Here is a 17,170-nt window from a genome sequence, read left to right as displayed (position 1 = left end):
TTTACATTTTGTCAACCAAAGCGCGATCGTTTAACAGCAAGCACTATTATCAACTTATAGAAAGTGATGCGATTTATCACCTCTCTATAGCCATGATTTCTGCCAAGATAAATTTAGAACCTAAATAGAATTTTAATTGCTGATTATGGGTGAAGCAAAGCGTCGTAAAACCACACTAGGGGAAACATACGGTCAAGAGACTCGCATCTTGTCTTGGCTTCCCATCACAAAAACTCAAGCCGAACAATTTGTCACTTTGACTACTCGTGGTGCTTGGATAGGCATTGGTCTTATGGTTGTAGGATGGGCAATAATCCGTTTTATCGGCCCAGCTTTCGGTTGGTGGCAAGTAGTCTCATAATTTGTAATTCGTAATTCGTAATTCGTAATGACGCTTGATGACTCGCTAACGTAATTAAATTAGTTGGGGTTTAATCCCAACTAATTGTAGAGAACGTTATTACGAATTATAAATTTATTAATTGAGTGATTAATACAGGACTTACGCCCAGTCTACGAATTCTTGGCGCTCTGTCTTTAACGAGACGCTACCGATGGCATCTTCTCTGCGAAACCCCGCGCGTTGGCGGAAGCTTCTTGTAGAGATGGCGGTTCGATAAATTAAGCTTTTTAGCAATTTTTGCGTAAGTCTTGTAATAAAAAATAGTTACTAACTTTGAATAAATAATAAAAATATATTATATCTGTATTAAAGTTGGCAAAACCAAACTATGATATTAGTCTTTCCAAATTATCGTGCTTTGTTTGGTATAACTTTTTCAGTAAATCTCAAAATTGCTGGCAATATTGCCTAAATGGCAACATTGCTCTTTTGAGTTAAGTTATTCTCTGTATTAGGTTGTTAAATTATCAAGTCTACACTCTAGACTTGTATAGTAATTACGTAAAGTTTGTATAAAGTACTAAAATCAGGTTGATTATAGTACCAAATCTTAAATTTGCACTGTCATCTGCTCAATTTTATATATAGGAGGAACGAATTTGGTATAATTAATCATTTTTCTATACCAAAATCTGCTTAGAAAGAGAGCAGATTAAACATCTAGGCAAGAGAGAGTATAACGACGCAAAACTACGTTATAGCTTCTACTAACAGTGTATTTCACTGCAAGTAGCCAATAAAAAGCAAATATGTAGCTTTCCCGTAGTTGACTAGTGCTAGATTTAAGTTACTCTTAAAGCGATCGCTTCTTGTAAGAATCTACCCTGACAGAAATGTATAAAGATATAGTTAAATTTAGCAATTCTGTTCGAGATTTTTAATTTGCAAACTGAATAGTTTGATACGGCGCTCAAAATCCTGATCCACTACCCTAAACAAGGTAGTCAATTAAAGACTCAATATCATCTGTCTAGTAATTGTAGTGAATAGTTTACAATACCAGTGGATGAGAAAATCTAAAGAAAATATAAAAGAAACTCAAATTACTGTGGTGTCTGGAGGACAAAAGTGTTTCTGAGACTAGCACATCAACATCGACAATTCGTCCAAGACTTGGTAATGAACCTGCAAGCCTTGGCGATCGTATTAGAGCGGCGTGGGTATCCTGCGTCCTGTTACACCTGTGGCGACCAAATGAATAGTGCATCGTTTATGGTTAGCTTGGGTGATAACCATCTAATTCGGTTTTTAGTGTCCGATTATGGGATTACTTGGACGGAAATGCGGGATGACCGCGAATTAATGAAGCTAGAGGGTGCAGAGGCAATTAGCCAGCTGGACGAACTTGCTGATCTTGTCAAGCAATCTATGCAAACTGATACAGGCTCTAAAACTCTTGCCAAGAAGTATTAAGGCTTCAAAGGTTGAGGGCAAGTTAAAAATTGATTATCGATAACTGGTAATCGGTAATGGTAGCTTAGTTAGCGATCGCTCTTACCTGTTTCTCCATTACCATTAAGTGATTGGCTCCTGGCTGGCCTGTCGCATATTTTTTGTACCTGCCAAAACTTCACGAGCCGGATTTTCAGTCTTGATCTTGAAGGTGTTAAAACACACCAAATTCAGAGATTAGGCACTCCTTTTTTCCCAAAATCTGATCAAAATGCAATAACTTCTCTATAGAGACGCTGCGTGTAGCTTTCTTCCCGTAGGGCTAAGTTAAGTTGTGCTAACGCAGTTTTTGTTAATTGCGTCTAGAATTTTTGTAGTTGCGATCGCCATAACTAGATTTTGCAATTGATACGCCACAAGCTTGAGAAAGGCATCAGGTGAGGAACGATCTACACCTAAAGTCCATTACCAATCAAAATAAACGGTGCCCAATAGTACGGATGGCTAAAGTCATTAACTGCTGCTCTGGGTGTATTATGACTTAGGGACTTCCAATTTCCAGTAATTAATGAAACTTGAGCTTGCTGTAAAGCTTCAGTTTTAGTCAGCTTATTGGTGGAAAGAATAGTATAAAAAGCACTCATGAGTGCTTGTGTACCACCATCATCTACAGACCATAACGAGGCGATCGCGGCTTTAGCACCGGTTTGTTGCATCTGATAGCCAAAGCCCAAAATTTCCTCACCGTTACCTAACTTGCCTCCCAAGCCGGTTTCACAGGCACTTAACACTACCAAATCTACATGGGGCAGTGACCAAGTGGCAACATTTCTAAAGTTAACGCGATCGCCATTCCCAAATAAAATAAACGAGTCTTCTGGTTTACCAACCACAAAGGCTGCATGAGTCGCTAAATGGACAATCGTATAATCATCCATTTGGGGTAGAGTGACTCTGGGGCTAAATTCATCGTCTAAAAGCTTCGTAGTTTCAGGAACCGCAGCAGCTAAACTGTCCACCTCCCGCGTTGCAAAGGGTAAGCCAGCGAAAGCAACCTGTCGATTTCCAACTTTAATTTGATAATTACCTTTAGTAAAAGCACCGGCTAAAACCCGCAAAGTAGATTGTTGCGGGGTATTTAAGTTAGTCAGGCTAGCAGATGTAATGTGATTCACATTAAAGCGCTGCACTAGCCATTGTTTGCCATCATATAAAGCAGTTAAAGGAATGTAGCGTAACTGGTCATCTGGAGCGTAAATCAGGGTTTGTGTACCTGATAGTTTTAGGTCTTTCTCTATCGGTTTAATTAACCAGTCATACAATTGGTGTGCAGGTGCTTTGATATTTCGACTGGGATTGATTAAAGCTTGGCGGAAAGCGGCAATTGTTTGATAAAGGTTTTCGCGTTTGACAGCAACCGTGCGATGAATTGGTGGGGATTCAGGAGTTACCAATACCAATTCCAAGCTATCTTTTAAAATCAGTGGGTAAAGTAGCGCCGATTTTTGAGGTAATCGCGCCAAATTATCTCGAAGTTCGTTGAGACTTTCCAAATCCAAATTTTGCCGCCTAGCTGTTCGGTTAATTTGCTCTATCTGTGCTTTTACTGAAGAACTATTGATAAATTCGTTAAATTTATCCAAAAGTTGTTGTTGATTTAAGACTAATTGCTCAATGCGTTGTTTTTGTTCGAGCGATCGCTGTTGGGGAGAAATTTTCCGTAGTGTTGTGAGTTCTTTACCCAGCACAACAGCATTATCTACAGTTTGATCCAACTTTTGTTTAATTGGTTTTTCTGTTGCCGCTATATTAATACCTTTGACAGTACGTTGATTACCCGGCACATTCTGAAAATATTCCTCTAGTTCTTCAACTTTGAGTAAATCCATTGTCCTTTGTGCCTCAACAACACGTTCCTGTTTGAGCAATCGTTCACCCAAAATACGATATGTCTGGCTAACACTTATGTTGTAAGCATCTGGTTGTGGCGCACTTAGTCCTGATGGATTCAAGCGAGCTTTCTCACGATTAATCAAGCAATGTTTGTAGAAAAAAATTGCTAACTCTGGCTCGCTTTGGATATCGAATAAGTAACCTATGTTACTGTATGTTTTGCCAAGTTGAACCAGATCCCCAAGTTCTTTGTTAATTAATAAGGCTTGCTGATAGGATCGAAGTGCTTCAGAATACTTTTTTTGACTTTGGTAGATTCTGCCGATGTTGTTGAATGTTACCGCTTCCCAAGAGCGCTCTCCAAGTTCTCTGCTGATGGCTAATGCTTTCTGTAATTTCTGCAACGCTTCTTTCGATTGACCTTGGCGAGATTCTTTGATAGCTTCTTCGTTCAGCGTTGCAATTTCTGAAAGTTGATTATTCTTAGGTAAAGCTTGAGCTTTTTCTCCAGATTCGTACCTCAACCTTGTATTTGTGTTTACCTGGTTGTTGTCTGGATACACCATCCCAAAACCTAGTAAGCTAAATAGAGATAAAGTAATAACACTCACATACCGGAGATTAGGCTGCATAACAAAACACTCCCTATGCTAGGAAGGTAAATATTAAATCAAGAAGTCCGGCAACGCAATTAATTTTTATGCTATTCAATAATTTGGAAAATTTATAGGTACTGAGAAAATTGAAGATGTCAGAAGAAAGACCCAGCCAACCAAAATTGCCACCAACCAGCGCCCTTGACAATCCATCAACTGACGAATTTGGGAATTGGTTTGAATATCCTGTAAGAGTGCAACCCTACCACACTGACTATGCAGGTGTTGTCTGGCACGGTTCCTACATAGCTTGGATGGAAGAAGCGCGGATTGAATGCTTGCGATCTATAGGAATTGAATTTGCTGATTTAGTCGCTATCGGTTGCGATTTACCAGTTGTAGAATTGTCGGTGCGCTATCACCGTTCAATTCAATTGGGTATGGCAGTAATGGTAAAAACGCGCATGGCTGAGGTGACAGGTGTCCGCATCAATTGGGATTATGCCATTGTCTCAACTGATGGACAACAATTATACGTGACGGCTAAGGTGACATTAGTGGCTTTAGATCGCGACAGAGGCAAGATTATGCGTCAGTTGCCGCCGAGTTTTAAGGATGCCTTAGCCAAGATTTCAGCATTGAATAACAATTGACCAAGAAAAGCTGTTACTTCATATTTTATACTTCACCTTTCATTAGCAAAAGTGAAGTATAGATTTTTACTTACCAGTTTGGATCTGCGACAGATTTTGAGCAAACTGCGTTACGTAATGCCAAATATCTTGTGGAGTAATGCCAAAACTAATATTTAATAAAACAAGGATTGCCGCAAGAGTTAATGCAGTTCTTACGGTTGCTTTTAGCAACTTCCATAAGATTATGAAGACTATCCAAGCTATAATCAACGTAATAATCATATATATTAATTCCTTAATAATTTCCCTTGTCTAAGAGTAGATTGATTCAGAAAGGGTAAGCTTTTGTTTTGGTGAAAATCGCTGGTATAAAAAATGATAAAACCAATTTTTAATATTCAATGAAATGGTTTTTTGTGATAATTATCCTGGGGATATTTTACCTAAAAATGAGATAATTATTTATAGGCTATCTTGATTATTTGCAAAGTTTTTATAATTTTTTTTAAGTTTTCTTTGAATATCAATTTATAGACATACATAAAATTTATGGCTGATCCGGAAGGCACCGACTATCTTCAATTAGTTTACTTTTTATAGTTCGGTGAGTATGTCTTTGCCATCAAGCGAAATGATTTGCATATTAATTGGATAAGAGGCTGGGGATTAGAGATTGGGACTAAGCATCAATTTCTAATCCTCAGTCCAATGTGAACTGAAGGTTTTTATCGCAGAGAAATTATCCGCGAGTGAGTTTCTAACTTTTCAGTCGCTGTTAAAACTTCTTGTCTTGCCCATTTATCTGCTGCCAAAATGTCATCTAAAGAGGAATTAGCACAGTTATCATTTTGATGGCGATCGCACACCCATTCGATACACCGAGGAATATCTAAAAACCGAATTTTTTCATCTAAAAATAAAGCCACAGCTTGCTCATTGGCGGCGTTTAACACCGCTGGCATCGAACCACCAGCTTTACCCACAGCGTAAGCCAACTGCATACAAGGATACTTCTGGTGATCTGGTTCACGGAAGGTTAAATTTCCAGCTTTGACTAAATCTAGTCGTTCCCAGTTGGTGTAAATGCGATCAGGCCAAGATAGAGCATACAGCAAAGGTAAGCGCATATCTGGCCAACCGAGTTGGGCTAAAACTGAAGTATCTTGCAGTTCAATCAGTGAGTGAATAATGCTTTGGGGATGAATGACAATTTCGATATTGTCATAATCCAACCCAAACAGGAAGTGAGCCTCAATTACTTCCAGTCCTTTATTCATCAAAGTAGCAGAGTCTACAGTGATTTTACGCCCCATCGACCAATTTGGATGCTTGAGAGCATCAGCAACGGTTACATCTGCTAACTTTTCTACATCCCAGTCTCGGAAAGCCCCACCAGATGCAGTGAGCAAAATTTTTCGCAAGCCATTCTTGGGAACACCTTGGAGGCATTGAAAGATTGCGGAATGTTCGGAATCGGCAGGGAGTAATTTTACACCATGTTTTTCAACCAGGGGTAGAACCACAGGAGCCCCAGCAATCAGGGTTTCTTTGTTCGCTAAAGCAATATCTTTGCCAGCTTCAATCGCTGCGATCGTCGGTAGCAAACCAGCACAACCAACAATACCGGTGACAACGGTTTGAGAATCGCCGTAGCGGGCGACTTCTATCACTCCGGCCTCACCTGTCAGTAGAATCGGTTGGGGATCGAGGTCAATGAGAGCTTCTTTGAGCGCTGGTAATTTATCTTCTGAGCAAATTGCTGCTATTTGCGGGCGAAATTGCCGAATTTGAGCAGCCAACATCTCTACATTATTCCCAGCTGCCAATCCCACAATCCGAAACTGATCTGGGTACTGAGTGACAATATCTAAAGTCTGAGTACCAATAGAACCAGTGGAACCAACAAGAGTAATCGCTTTCACAATTGTTTAAGGATTTACAGACAACTCCCACTATAAATTGCTGGGGACTCATTAATAACAGGAATCCCTATAATCGATACCTGACGACGGCGAGGAGAGAGGCAAAGAAGGAAAATTTACCTGTGTCCTCCTCACTGCCCTAGTACAGCGCGGCAGAAATAAACAACCCATTCCAAATCAACAAAACGCTTATGCTGTATTCGTTTTGAATTTTGGCTTTTGACTTTTGACTTCCGCCTTGCGGTACTAGCCCCAATCCGTTGATTTCAACTCAATAGACTGCTAGCCATAAAGTACTAAAGTTGCTCAATTTTCATCTAACTAGACAAAAATTGTATTTATAAATACTATATTTTAAAAGATAAATTCCGAGAAATTGGCAAAAGGAACCAAACAGGGAATACTTTTAAGTAATTTGTAATCTGTCCAGTTTGTTAATTATGTTGTGGAGGATTTAATATGCAAAATGTTACTCATAAATTGCGGTGTTGCAGCAGCTATATGTAAAAGGATGTGTAAAAGAGTTTGTTGAAGCACTTAACCTTATGGTCAAAGTTCAGATAGTTATAAAAAAAGTTTTATGGAAAAATGATTTCCTGTTTCCAGCAGCAATATGGCTTGCCAGCCGAATATTCATCTGGACTGCCATGTTGCTGCTTGCGCCCAAGTTACCGTTACCAGCAGAAGAATTTTTGCCGCATTTTGGCTGGGGGGTTATTGATGCATGGGATAGTATGCATTACCGAGCGATCGCTACTTCTGGTTATGAATTTGTCAATGACGGCAAGCAACATAATCTGGCTTTCTTTCCCCTGTTTCCCTTAAGCATCTGGCTTTTGATGAAGTTGGGCTTACCGTTTGAATTAGCTGGGACGTTAATCAACAACTTGGCATTTTTTGCCGCGCTTTACTGCTTATACTTTTGGGTCAAGGAGCATTATGGCATCAATGCAGCACAGTGGGTCACTGCTGTGGTTTCTTTGTATCCATCGTCGATGTTTACAGGGGTGATTTACACAGAGGGGCTGTATTTGTTTTTGAGTACATCAGCTTTGCGGGCATTTGATCAAAATCACTATGGCTGGACTGCCCTTTGGGGCGCGATGGCGACAGCAACACGTCCTACAGGTATGGCACTAATTCCAGCATTTGCGATCGCCGCGTGGAAAGAACGCCGACCACCTGTTGCCTATATAGCTGGATTGACTACTACTATTGGCATACTTCTATTCAGCTTGTATTGTGCGATTTATTTTGGCGGGCCTTTAGCTTTTATCGAAGCACAACGGGGATGGCGACCAACTCTGGGATTTGATTGGCAGGGTTGGTTAAACATGATCATGCAAATTGTAGTTGGCACAAAAAATTGGCAATATGGTTGGGTTGAAAACCCATCTGGCGGTATTCAAGACCCCTGGTATCTCTTGTTGTTAGTGGTGATTGTTGCGAGTGGCTATCTTTTATGGCGTTTTAGTTCGGGAAAATTATTCTATGGATTTTATGCTTTAGTCTTATTTTTATTGCTCCTAGCGAGTGAAGACTGGATCAATAGCTTGCTCAACTTGTTTATGGTGTTGGGTGGTGGCTATGTGTTGTGGCGCTTACACAGGCAACTGACCCCAGTTACAGTTATTTATGGCTTTTGTGGTATTGGTTTGCTGCTAGCTTCTGGAGGCACCATCTCCTTGAGCCGTCTCGCTTACGGGATTGTGCCTTTGAATATAGCCATTGGTGTGCTGCTATCTCGTCATCCTCGTCAGGGATATTTAATATTGGGAATTTTTGTGACACTACTAGCCAAAATAGCTGTAGGATTTGCCCAAGAGCGTTGGGTTGGTTAGAGGGTTTGAATATATAAGTTGAATTTAAATTTCCTCATGAGTGTATTTAATCAAACGAAGATAGTGATCGCTTCATTATTTCTAGGTGTAGGTGCCATATCTTTTGGCTCTATTTTTATAAAATTGAGCGAAATTGAACTCAGCCCCAGTGCCACTGTATTTAATCGCTTTTGGCTTGCTAGTGTGGTCTTCTTGCTTTGGCATGGATACAAGGCAATACGGCAGCGATTTTCCGTAGAAAAACCTGTAGAACAGCAGCGCTATACCATTCAGGATCTTTTGCTATTGCTAGGTGCTGGTATTCTTTGGGCTGCCACTTTAGTCTTGTTGGCTTGGTCGCTAACTCAAACTACCGTTGCGATTTCTAGTGTGCTGCATAATCTCGCCCCCATATTTACTAGCTTAGGGGTGTGGCTGTTATTCCGTAAGGCTTTTGAGCGTCAATTCCTGATTGGGATGATCATCGCCCTTGGGGGAGCGATCGCTATTGAATTTGAGGAACTGCAAATCGCCATAGACGAAGTTCAGGGAGGCTTGGCTGCCATCGTTTCTGCGGTTTTTTTGAGTGCATACCTGCTGATCGTAGAAAAATTACGAACCAAGTTTTCTCCGGGCACAATCCAGTTGTGGATCTGTGCGATCGCGGCTTTAGTCATCTTCCCCATACTTTTGTTGACTCAAGATCAGCTTTTTCCCTCTACAGTCAGTGGGTGGCTTTGGGTCATTTCCCTAGCTCTGATTTGCCAAGTTTTCGGTCATGGGCTTTTGACCTATAGCCTTGCCAAGTTTTCCTCTGTGGTTGTCTCCTTGGTACATCTTTTAGAGCCAGTATTTAGCGGTATTTTCGCTCTTGTAATATTTTCAGAAAAATTAACTTTCTCAAATTGGGTAGGTTTTGCTGTAGTTTTAATAGGTTTATACTTAGCCATATCTAGCCAAGCTACTGTGAATTTGCCGTTTCAGGAATCAGTCAAAAATATAGTTAACACTTTCGTTAAAAGCATGACACTCAAACTGTCATTACTAAAGCAACAATTTTTTGAAACACCAGCTTTACTAGGATCTGTCTCATTATTTGTTGCCCTAATTCCCATATCTTTGGCACCATCTCTAGCAAAATTATGCGAACAAGAAATTAGTGCAAATGCTGTAGGATTTCATCGAAGTTGGATTGCCGCAGTCGTCTTTGCGCTGTGGAATGGACTTGAGGCTTTGCGCCGCCAACAACCCGATCGTCAACCTATAGAACAGAAGCCTTTTACAAAACAGGATGTGTGGCTGTTATTGGCAATGGGAAGTGCTGCAACGACCTCCCTGTTGTTGTGGGCTTGGTCGCTGAGTCAAACTAGCGTTGCTAACGTAGCTTTACTGTCTAATTTAAATCCCTTATTCGTTGCTGCGGCTGGGTATCTGTTATTAGGTCGGCGCTTCGATAACAGATTTGTTATGGGTATGGTCATAGCGCTTTTAGGAGCGATCGCCTTTGAACTTCATAATATACAATTTGCAACTGACCAAATACTTGGTGATGCGCTAGCATTTCTAACCGCAGTTTTTATTGCCACCTATTTGCTGCTGATAGAACAACTCCAAACCCGATTTACTACCGCAACTATAATGCTCTGGCGTTGTGGTGTGACTACAATGTTTCTGTTGCCTATTCTCCCATTCATCGAAGAGAGATTGTTTCCCTATTCCTGGATGGGGTGGTTTTTCATCATTTTTCAAGCTCTCTTCTGCCAAGTGTTGGGTCAGGGACTTTTGACTTATAGCCTCAGCAGACTCTCGTCAGGTGTCGTCGCTGTTACCCTTCTCCTCAATCCAGTCCTGGCTTCCATTTTCGCTTGGTTCATTTTTGCAGAACAGGTAGGTTTGTTTGACTGGGCGACTTTTGCCGTAGTTTTAGCGGGTATCTATCTAGCCCAATCTAGTCAATCCATTGTTCAAGTAACCAACGAAGGTTCTTAGCACCATGACCGCTACCCACAAGGGCAAGCATAATATTTCGACACTAATCAGATTTATGACAAAAGCTTCCGATAAGGCATTATTAAAATCAGTAAAATCTCCGTTCAATAGGCTATTAAATTCTTTTCCATCCCCAGTTATTAGATACTTGGCTATTGGCATTATATTTGCAGTACTGATTCGATTAGTTTGCGTGCCAAATAAATCGGTGGATTATAAATTTTTTTTAGCGCGTTGGTATGATTTCATAGCATCTCATGGCGGCTTTAGTGCCCTTAAGTATAGTTTTGCCGATTATACACCCTCATATCTTTACTGGATTTTAATTTCTGCCACCTTGCTGTCTGGATTACCGAAAATTTTGGCAATCAAGCTTTTGGCAATGACTGTTGATTTTCTTTGTGCCTTTTTTACTTACAAAATTGTTCGACTAAAATACCCACAAGGTAATCAACCTATCTTTGCTTTTTTGGCAATTATCTTGAGTCCAACTGTTATATATAATAGTGCCCTCTGGGGTCAATGTGACAGTATCTATACAACGGGATTGATTGCCTGTATTTACTTTTTATCTATTCAAAAACAAATTCCAGCCTTACTTAGTTTTGGCGTAGGACTTTCTTTTAAATTGCAAGCAATGTTTTTAGCACCATTATTATTAATTCTATTAGTTAAAAACAGAATTAATTGGTATTATTTACCCTTAATTCCGGCGGTATATATAGTTTCAGTTTTGCCGTCATGGTTGGTGGGAAGACCCATGCAAGAATTGCTATTAATCTACTTTAGCCAAGCTAATAAATATAAAGAATTAGCTAAAGGCGCACCTAATATTTATCAATGGATTCCTAACAATTTTTATAATATTGTTGTCCCTATAGGTTTAACGTTAACGATATCTGCAATATTTTTATTGGTATATATTGTTTATAAAAGTAGGTTAAAAATTACTCAAGACAGACTGATACACTTAGCTACCATCTCAGTTTTGTTTATGCCGTATATCCTTCCTAAAATGCACGAAAGATATTTTTATCCTGCTGATATACTTTCGATTATCTTTGCTTTTTACTTTCCCCGATATTTTTGGGTAGCGATAGTTGTACAAATGACATCATTTTTTGGCTATTTAGGAACTCCGATATTTATCCAGTTGTTTTCTATCCCTTTAGGTTTTACGCTCTGGTTTGTAGGCCGCAAGTGTGATGTGATTTATCCGAAATTAAAAGCTAACTTTTAGGAAATATGTACCATCTTTAACTTATGGTGAAATCAGCGTAAATCCTTTAGCTGATCCTAGAATTTTACCACCAGTTAAATTGATTTGCTGTAAAGCCCCATTGTCTAACAGCAAATAAGATTTATTAGATAACATTTGTTGTAAAATCGGCACAGTTGCAGCAGTTACCTTGCAATCGCTGTAAAAGTCTAAACTAGGACGATTGTAAGCAAAAGAAGTATAAATTTGTGTTCCTGGTGAAACATTTGCCCGAATTAATTCCGCTACTGGTTTAACAGGAAAAGCTTCATTCAATTCCCAAATCCATGATTGCGAACTCATCAACAGTGCTAAAACTAAGTACATTCCAGAAAATAACACTGGAATAAAGTTGCGATCGCGCTGTTTAATTAGCCATGCTGCAATGCTCATACTTATTGCCAAAAGAATACTCAGCACTATTAAAACAGGCTCTTTCTTGGCAAGAATAAAGTAAACACAACCTCCTAAACCAGCAATAGCAATAATAGCCAGAAATATTCTCAAACTTCGCAACTTAAAATGACCATACTGCCAAATTTCGCTAAGTTTAGCACCAATTGCCAAAGCTAAAAATGGATATACAGGCATAACATACCACGGAAGCTTAGTTCTCATTAAAGAGATAGTTCCTAGGTAAACAATTGTACCAATAATAATTAGACGACTCCAGGAAGTATGACGTTTTTTCCAGGCTAGATAAAAACCTCCTGGTAAAAATAATAGCCAAGGAAAACTATACTTAATTATCTCAATTAAATAGTACCAGGGAGGCCCGTTATGACCTTCAACAGATTCTGTAAGGCGATTAAAGGTTTGTGCTTGAAAATTAACTTGGAAAAAATTTTCGCCATAATGTTGCAATTGAGCAGTAAACCAAGCGATCGCGGGTGCAATTCCTAAAAATATTCCCACTAATAAATAGGGACTTTTTAACAGAGCAAACTGCCGATCTGCAATGAGGAATAAACAAGCGATCGCCCCTAGCGGCAAAACTATCATTCCTTTAGTTAGAGTGATTAACCCTAGACAAAATCCCACACCTAGAGCATACCGAGGATTCTGACGTGCTTTTAGCAAACAAAACAACAACAGCAAGAAAAAGGTAATAGTTGTACCATCTAGCATTGCTAACCTTCCGTGACGCAGCACAGGCAACATCGTCAGGTAAACTAAAGCGGCAAACAAAGCTGATAAACTTTCCTTAAAAAGCGAACATCCCACCAAGTAAAGCAAAGGCACTCCCAAGGCAGTTAACACTGCACCCGGTAAACGTGTTGTCCACTCATTCACGCCTCCGATAGAGTAAGTCCAAGCAACTAGTAAGTGCATCAGTGGTGGCTTATTATGATAAGGTTCACCTGCCAAAGTGGGGTAAAGCCAATGCATTGAACCAAGTGGGGCACGCCAAATTTCCCGGGCAACCTGTGCCACAGTACCTTCATCCCAATCTCGTAAAGGGGAGTTTCCCAAAAACATCAACCATAGAACTAGAGATATTACTAGTAGGCCAAATAACCATTCTTTTTCTCGGAATAGACGCATATCTAAAATTGGTATCATCATCTCAAACCTCCAGGATATGCTCACAAAAGCTTGCTTTCGATGGCATCATAGCAGCTTGTTAAACCAGTCTTCCGCGACAGGGAAGTGTTGAGCAGCTTTTGCTGAAACAATAAATACTTTGGTATTATTTCATAGTTTTTGGATGACAGATATAATTTATGAAACCAACTTCCTATATAACATTATTAAAATTAGTGAAATCTTCGTTCAATAGGCTATTAAATTCTTTTCCATCCCCAGTTATTAGATACTTGGTTATTGGCATTATATTTGCAGTACTGATTCGATTAGTTTGTGTTCCTAATCAATCATCTGATTATAAATCTTTCTTAGAGCCTTGGTATGATTTCATAGCATCTCATGGCGGCTTTAGCGCCCTTAAGTATAGTTTTGCCGATTATACACCCTCATATCTTTACTGGATTTTAATTTCTGCCACCTTGCTGTCTGGATTACCGAAAATTTTGGCAATCAAGCTTTTGGCAATGACTGTTGATTTTCTTTGTGCCTTTTTTACTTACAAAATTGTTCGACTAAAATACCCACAAGGTAATCAACCTATCTTTGCTTTTTTGGCAGTTATCTTAAGTCCAACTGTTATATATAATAGTGCCCTCTGGGGTCAATGTGACAGTATCTATACAACGGGATTGATTGCCTGTATTTACTTTTTATCTATTCAAAAACAAATTCCAGCCTTACTCAGTTTTGGCGTAGGACTTTCTTTTAAGTTACAAGCAATGTTTTTAGCACCATTATTATTAATTCTATTAGTTAAAAACAGAATTAATTGGTATTATTTACCCTTAATTCCGGTGGTATATATAATTTCAGTTTTGCCGCCTTGGTTCATAGGAAGAGAGATACAAGAATTGCTATTAATTTACTTTAGCCAAGCTAATAAATACAAGGAATTGACTAAAGGCGCACCTAATATTTATCAATGGATTCCTAACAATTTTTATAATATTGTTGTCCCTATAGGTTTAACGTTAACGATATCTGCAATATTTTTATTGGTATATATTGTTTATAAAAGTAGGTTAAAAATTACTCAAGACAGACTGATACACTTAGCTACCATCTCAGTTCTATTTATGCCGTATATTCTTCCAAAAATGCATCAAAGATATTTTTATCCTGCTGATATACTTTCAATTATCTTTGCTTTTTACTTTCCCCGATATCTTTGGGTAGCGATAGTTGTACAAATGGCATCACTTTTTAGCTATTTAGGAACTCCTATATTTATCCAGTTGTTTTCTATCCCTTTAGGTTTTACGCTTTGGTTTATTGTCTGCAAGTGTGATGTGATTTATCCAAAATTAAGGTCTGAACTTTCATCAAATACAAATAGTAATTTATAGTTCAACAATGAGGATATTAATAAAAAAATAACTGCAAAAATGAATAATATTAAAGCAATTATCGGCATTAGTATCTTAGTTTTATTTATTTCTAGCAGCTTACGACACGAATTATTTAATTCATCTGGGGATTTAGCATTTTTTGACCAAATAATTTACTTAATTAGTCAGGGAAAAGCGCCAGTTTCGTCTGTACTTGGTTTTCATGCTTTAGCCGATCACGCTGCTTGGATTTTATATCCTTTAGCTTTACTGTACAAAATTTACCCTAGCGTTTATTGGTTGTTTGCGGTACAGTCTGTTGCTTTAGCGTTAGGTGCTTTACCTACATATTTGCTGGCACTGCAAGCAGGTTTAAAAGAAAATTTAGCAGTGGCAATGGTGGCTGTATATTTAATGTATCCAGTGGTGTACAACAGCAATTTATGTGATTTTCACCCAGATACGATCGCAGTACCTGCACTTTTGACAGCAGTTTTCGCTGCTAGAACTAGAAAACTAGTTTGGTTTTGTCTCAGTATTCTTTTGGTATTGGGTTGTAAAGCCGTATTGTCACTGACTGTAGTCGCTATGGGGATTTGGTTACTCTTGTTTGAAAAGCGACGTTTATATGGTGCGATCGCAATTATTAGCGGAATTATATGGTTTTTAATTGCTAATAGCATTATCATCCCTTATTTTGGTAGCGAAGCAGCGCTACTTAACCGTCACCTTTATCGCTATAGCTATTTGGGAAGCTCATTTCCTGAAATGGTACAAATATTAATTCACCAACCAGAAATCATTTTTAACAATCTTTTTTCAATTTTAAACTTAGAATATTTATGTTTTTTATTATTACCTGTTGTTTGGAGTTTAAGACCACAGTTTATCATACCTCTGATAAGTATAATTCCTTGTGTAGTACTAAATTTACTTGCCGATCATCCTTCGCAAAAAAACTTAGTTTTGCATTACTCTTTACCAGCAATTCCATTTCTTATTGTAGTTGGAATTTCCAGCCTAGGAGCAGGTAAAGCATGGATAAAACAAAGACGAGCAATTGTTTTGTGGTCTCTAGTTTGGTTTTTTGCTTTAGGTAAATTTTGGTTCTTTAGTTCAAAATATCTCCACAATGTAGACACTTGGACAGCTACAAAAGAAGCACTTGCTCTAGTTAAAACTAAAAATAGCGTTTTAACTACAGATATAATTACTCCACATCTAACCCATAGACAGTTGATTAGTTTTAAATATAATCCTTCTCAAGACATTGCTGAATTAAATAAGTTTCATTATATCTTGCTCAATGTCCGTCATCCAGGTTGGGCTGCAAGTTCAGAATCTCTTTCTAACTTAGTAAACATTTTGAAAAATCAATCAAAATTTAACTTAAAATATCAGCAAGACAATGTATATCTTTTTGAAAAAGCTATTAGTTAATGTTAAGTCTGGCTAAAAAACTGAGTCAGCTTGGTTAATACCAGAAATCATTGATAATGACGCTCCATGTTACCACTGAAGGAAACAGCAACTTTGTAACCAATGCGAATGCCGAAAAGTCGAGCAAATGGGTGTTCATTACGTAAATACCGCGCCAATTCTATACCTATTTTATCAATTGCGTATTCACCTGTTTCTATCTCAATAATTACCATTCTACCAATGTTTTCTTCTCGTTCCACTTGTTGAAAAATGGTTTGTTTATATAGTTCTTTCGCACGTCGTGTAACTTCTTCGCAGTTTAAAAGTATGCTTTGCACGTTTTTGTTCCTTTGTTCCTACTGTGTACTAATTCTACTTAATTATCTGTTGTGGCTTAAAACTGAATTTTCTACATCTGTTATCTTTGGGTTAAGCAAGAAGACAAATAGCAATCACCTGATTTTCTTTCTCTGACAAATGAATCAATTTCAGACTATGGCTATTTCAAATGACTAAAATACACCCAAGACAGCTTGGAGTCAGGAGTCAGAATATAAAGTTCTCCTGAATTCTGGTTTTGGACTCCCCAATAACCGGGCATATTGCATTCAACTGAGAACCGCTATAATTCCGCAGCTAACACCCTACCTTCAACTGATTCAAACTCATCTTCTAGTAAATATAACTTAGCTTCATCATAGTTATTAGTAGAAAATACAACTTTATAACCCTGTGCTGGATCGTAAATCTGACAGTTATCTTCACTGTCGCAAAGCAATAAAAGAACATACGGAGGGGAATGACTTGGATCTATCCATACTTCCGTAAATTTCCAGTTATTCTTCATTGGATTTTGTGGGGGAATAACGCGGTATTCGTCGTCTGCATTAGACAGACATATTCAAACAAAAAAACGGTAGAACAA

General features: G+C 38.6%; 14 protein-coding genes. 8 read left to right on the top strand and 6 right to left on the bottom strand.

What is annotated here, in order from left to right:
- Positions 1-145 precede the first annotated feature (145 nt).
- Positions 146-361: a DUF2839 domain-containing protein gene (locus H6G97_RS04005; RefSeq protein ID WP_190939418.1), complete on the top strand. Its 216-nt coding sequence runs from the start codon at positions 146-148 to the stop codon at positions 359-361.
- A 1,110-nt stretch (positions 362-1,471) separates the two neighbouring features.
- Complete coding sequence (locus tag H6G97_RS04000) at positions 1,472-1,816, top strand: DUF1815 family protein (protein WP_190939417.1); 345 nt, start codon at positions 1,472-1,474, stop codon at positions 1,814-1,816.
- Between the two features lie 434 nt (positions 1,817-2,250).
- On the opposite strand, the gene H6G97_RS03995 is transcribed toward H6G97_RS04000, so the two are convergent.
- On the bottom strand, positions 2,251-4,320 hold the full coding sequence (locus H6G97_RS03995) for a CHAT domain-containing protein (RefSeq protein ID WP_190939416.1): 2,070 nt from the start codon (positions 4,318-4,320) through the stop codon (positions 2,251-2,253).
- A 116-nt stretch (positions 4,321-4,436) separates the two neighbouring features.
- On the opposite strand from H6G97_RS03995, the gene H6G97_RS03990 reads away from it, so the two are divergent.
- Positions 4,437-4,937: an acyl-CoA thioesterase gene (locus H6G97_RS03990; protein WP_190939415.1), complete on the top strand. Its 501-nt coding sequence runs from the start codon at positions 4,437-4,439 to the stop codon at positions 4,935-4,937.
- Between the two features lie 66 nt (positions 4,938-5,003).
- Here H6G97_RS03990 and H6G97_RS03985 read toward each other — a convergent pair whose 3' ends face one another.
- Together H6G97_RS03985 and dxr are read right to left on the bottom strand one after the other, a co-directional pair.
- A complete protein-coding gene (locus H6G97_RS03985) occupies positions 5,004-5,201 on the bottom strand; it encodes a hypothetical protein (protein WP_190939414.1) in 198 nt (65 codons plus the stop codon).
- A 443-nt stretch (positions 5,202-5,644) separates the two neighbouring features.
- Entirely contained in the window at positions 5,645-6,841 is a 1,197-nt protein-coding gene (gene dxr, locus H6G97_RS03980; RefSeq protein ID WP_190939413.1) for a 1-deoxy-D-xylulose-5-phosphate reductoisomerase, read from the bottom strand.
- Positions 6,842-7,386: 545 nt separating this feature from the next.
- Here dxr and H6G97_RS03975 point away from each other — a divergent pair.
- Genes H6G97_RS03975 through H6G97_RS03960 form a run of 3 tightly spaced genes read left to right on the top strand, consistent with a single transcriptional unit; the run spans position 7,387 to position 11,890 of the window.
- Positions 7,387-8,682, top strand: coding sequence for a mannosyltransferase family protein (locus H6G97_RS03975; protein ID WP_190939412.1), 1,296 nt, complete (start codon positions 7,387-7,389; stop codon positions 8,680-8,682).
- Between the two features lie 36 nt (positions 8,683-8,718).
- Positions 8,719-10,650, top strand: a complete 1,932-nt coding sequence (locus H6G97_RS51180) for a DMT family transporter (protein WP_199349237.1) — start codon at positions 8,719-8,721, stop codon at positions 10,648-10,650.
- A gap of 55 nt (positions 10,651-10,705) precedes the next feature.
- Positions 10,706-11,890, top strand: a complete 1,185-nt coding sequence (locus H6G97_RS03960) for a hypothetical protein (RefSeq protein WP_190939411.1) — start codon at positions 10,706-10,708, stop codon at positions 11,888-11,890.
- A 21-nt stretch (positions 11,891-11,911) separates the two neighbouring features.
- On the opposite strand, the gene H6G97_RS03955 is transcribed toward H6G97_RS03960, so the two are convergent.
- Positions 11,912-13,453: an ArnT family glycosyltransferase gene (locus tag H6G97_RS03955; RefSeq protein ID WP_190939513.1), complete on the bottom strand. Its 1,542-nt coding sequence runs from the start codon at positions 13,451-13,453 to the stop codon at positions 11,912-11,914.
- Positions 13,454-13,632: 179 nt separating this feature from the next.
- On the opposite strand from H6G97_RS03955, the gene H6G97_RS03950 reads away from it, so the two are divergent.
- Together H6G97_RS03950 and H6G97_RS03945 are read left to right on the top strand one after the other, a co-directional pair.
- Positions 13,633-14,841, top strand: coding sequence for a hypothetical protein (locus tag H6G97_RS03950; RefSeq protein WP_190939410.1), 1,209 nt, complete (start codon positions 13,633-13,635; stop codon positions 14,839-14,841).
- A gap of 39 nt (positions 14,842-14,880) precedes the next feature.
- Positions 14,881-16,263 (top strand): DUF2079 domain-containing protein, encoded by a 1,383-nt coding sequence (locus H6G97_RS03945; RefSeq protein WP_190939409.1) that lies wholly within the window; start codon positions 14,881-14,883, stop codon positions 16,261-16,263.
- Between the two features lie 47 nt (positions 16,264-16,310).
- Here the strand turns inward: H6G97_RS03945 and H6G97_RS03940 are convergent, their stop codons facing one another.
- Both H6G97_RS03940 and H6G97_RS03935 read right to left on the bottom strand, forming a co-directional pair.
- Complete coding sequence (locus H6G97_RS03940; protein ID WP_190939408.1) at positions 16,311-16,583, bottom strand: hypothetical protein; 273 nt, start codon at positions 16,581-16,583, stop codon at positions 16,311-16,313.
- A 284-nt stretch (positions 16,584-16,867) separates the two neighbouring features.
- Positions 16,868-17,092, bottom strand: coding sequence for a hypothetical protein (locus H6G97_RS03935; RefSeq protein ID WP_190939407.1), 225 nt, complete (start codon positions 17,090-17,092; stop codon positions 16,868-16,870).
- Between the last annotated feature and the right edge of the window lie 78 nt (positions 17,093-17,170).

Origin of the sequence: Nostoc flagelliforme FACHB-838, assembly GCF_014698065.1 — a bacterium.
In the GTDB taxonomy this organism is placed as follows: domain Bacteria; phylum Cyanobacteriota; class Cyanobacteriia; order Cyanobacteriales; family Nostocaceae; genus Nostoc; species Nostoc flagelliforme_B.
Note: the sequence above shows the minus strand (reverse complement) of the source record. Positions and strands in the feature narration are given on the sequence as shown.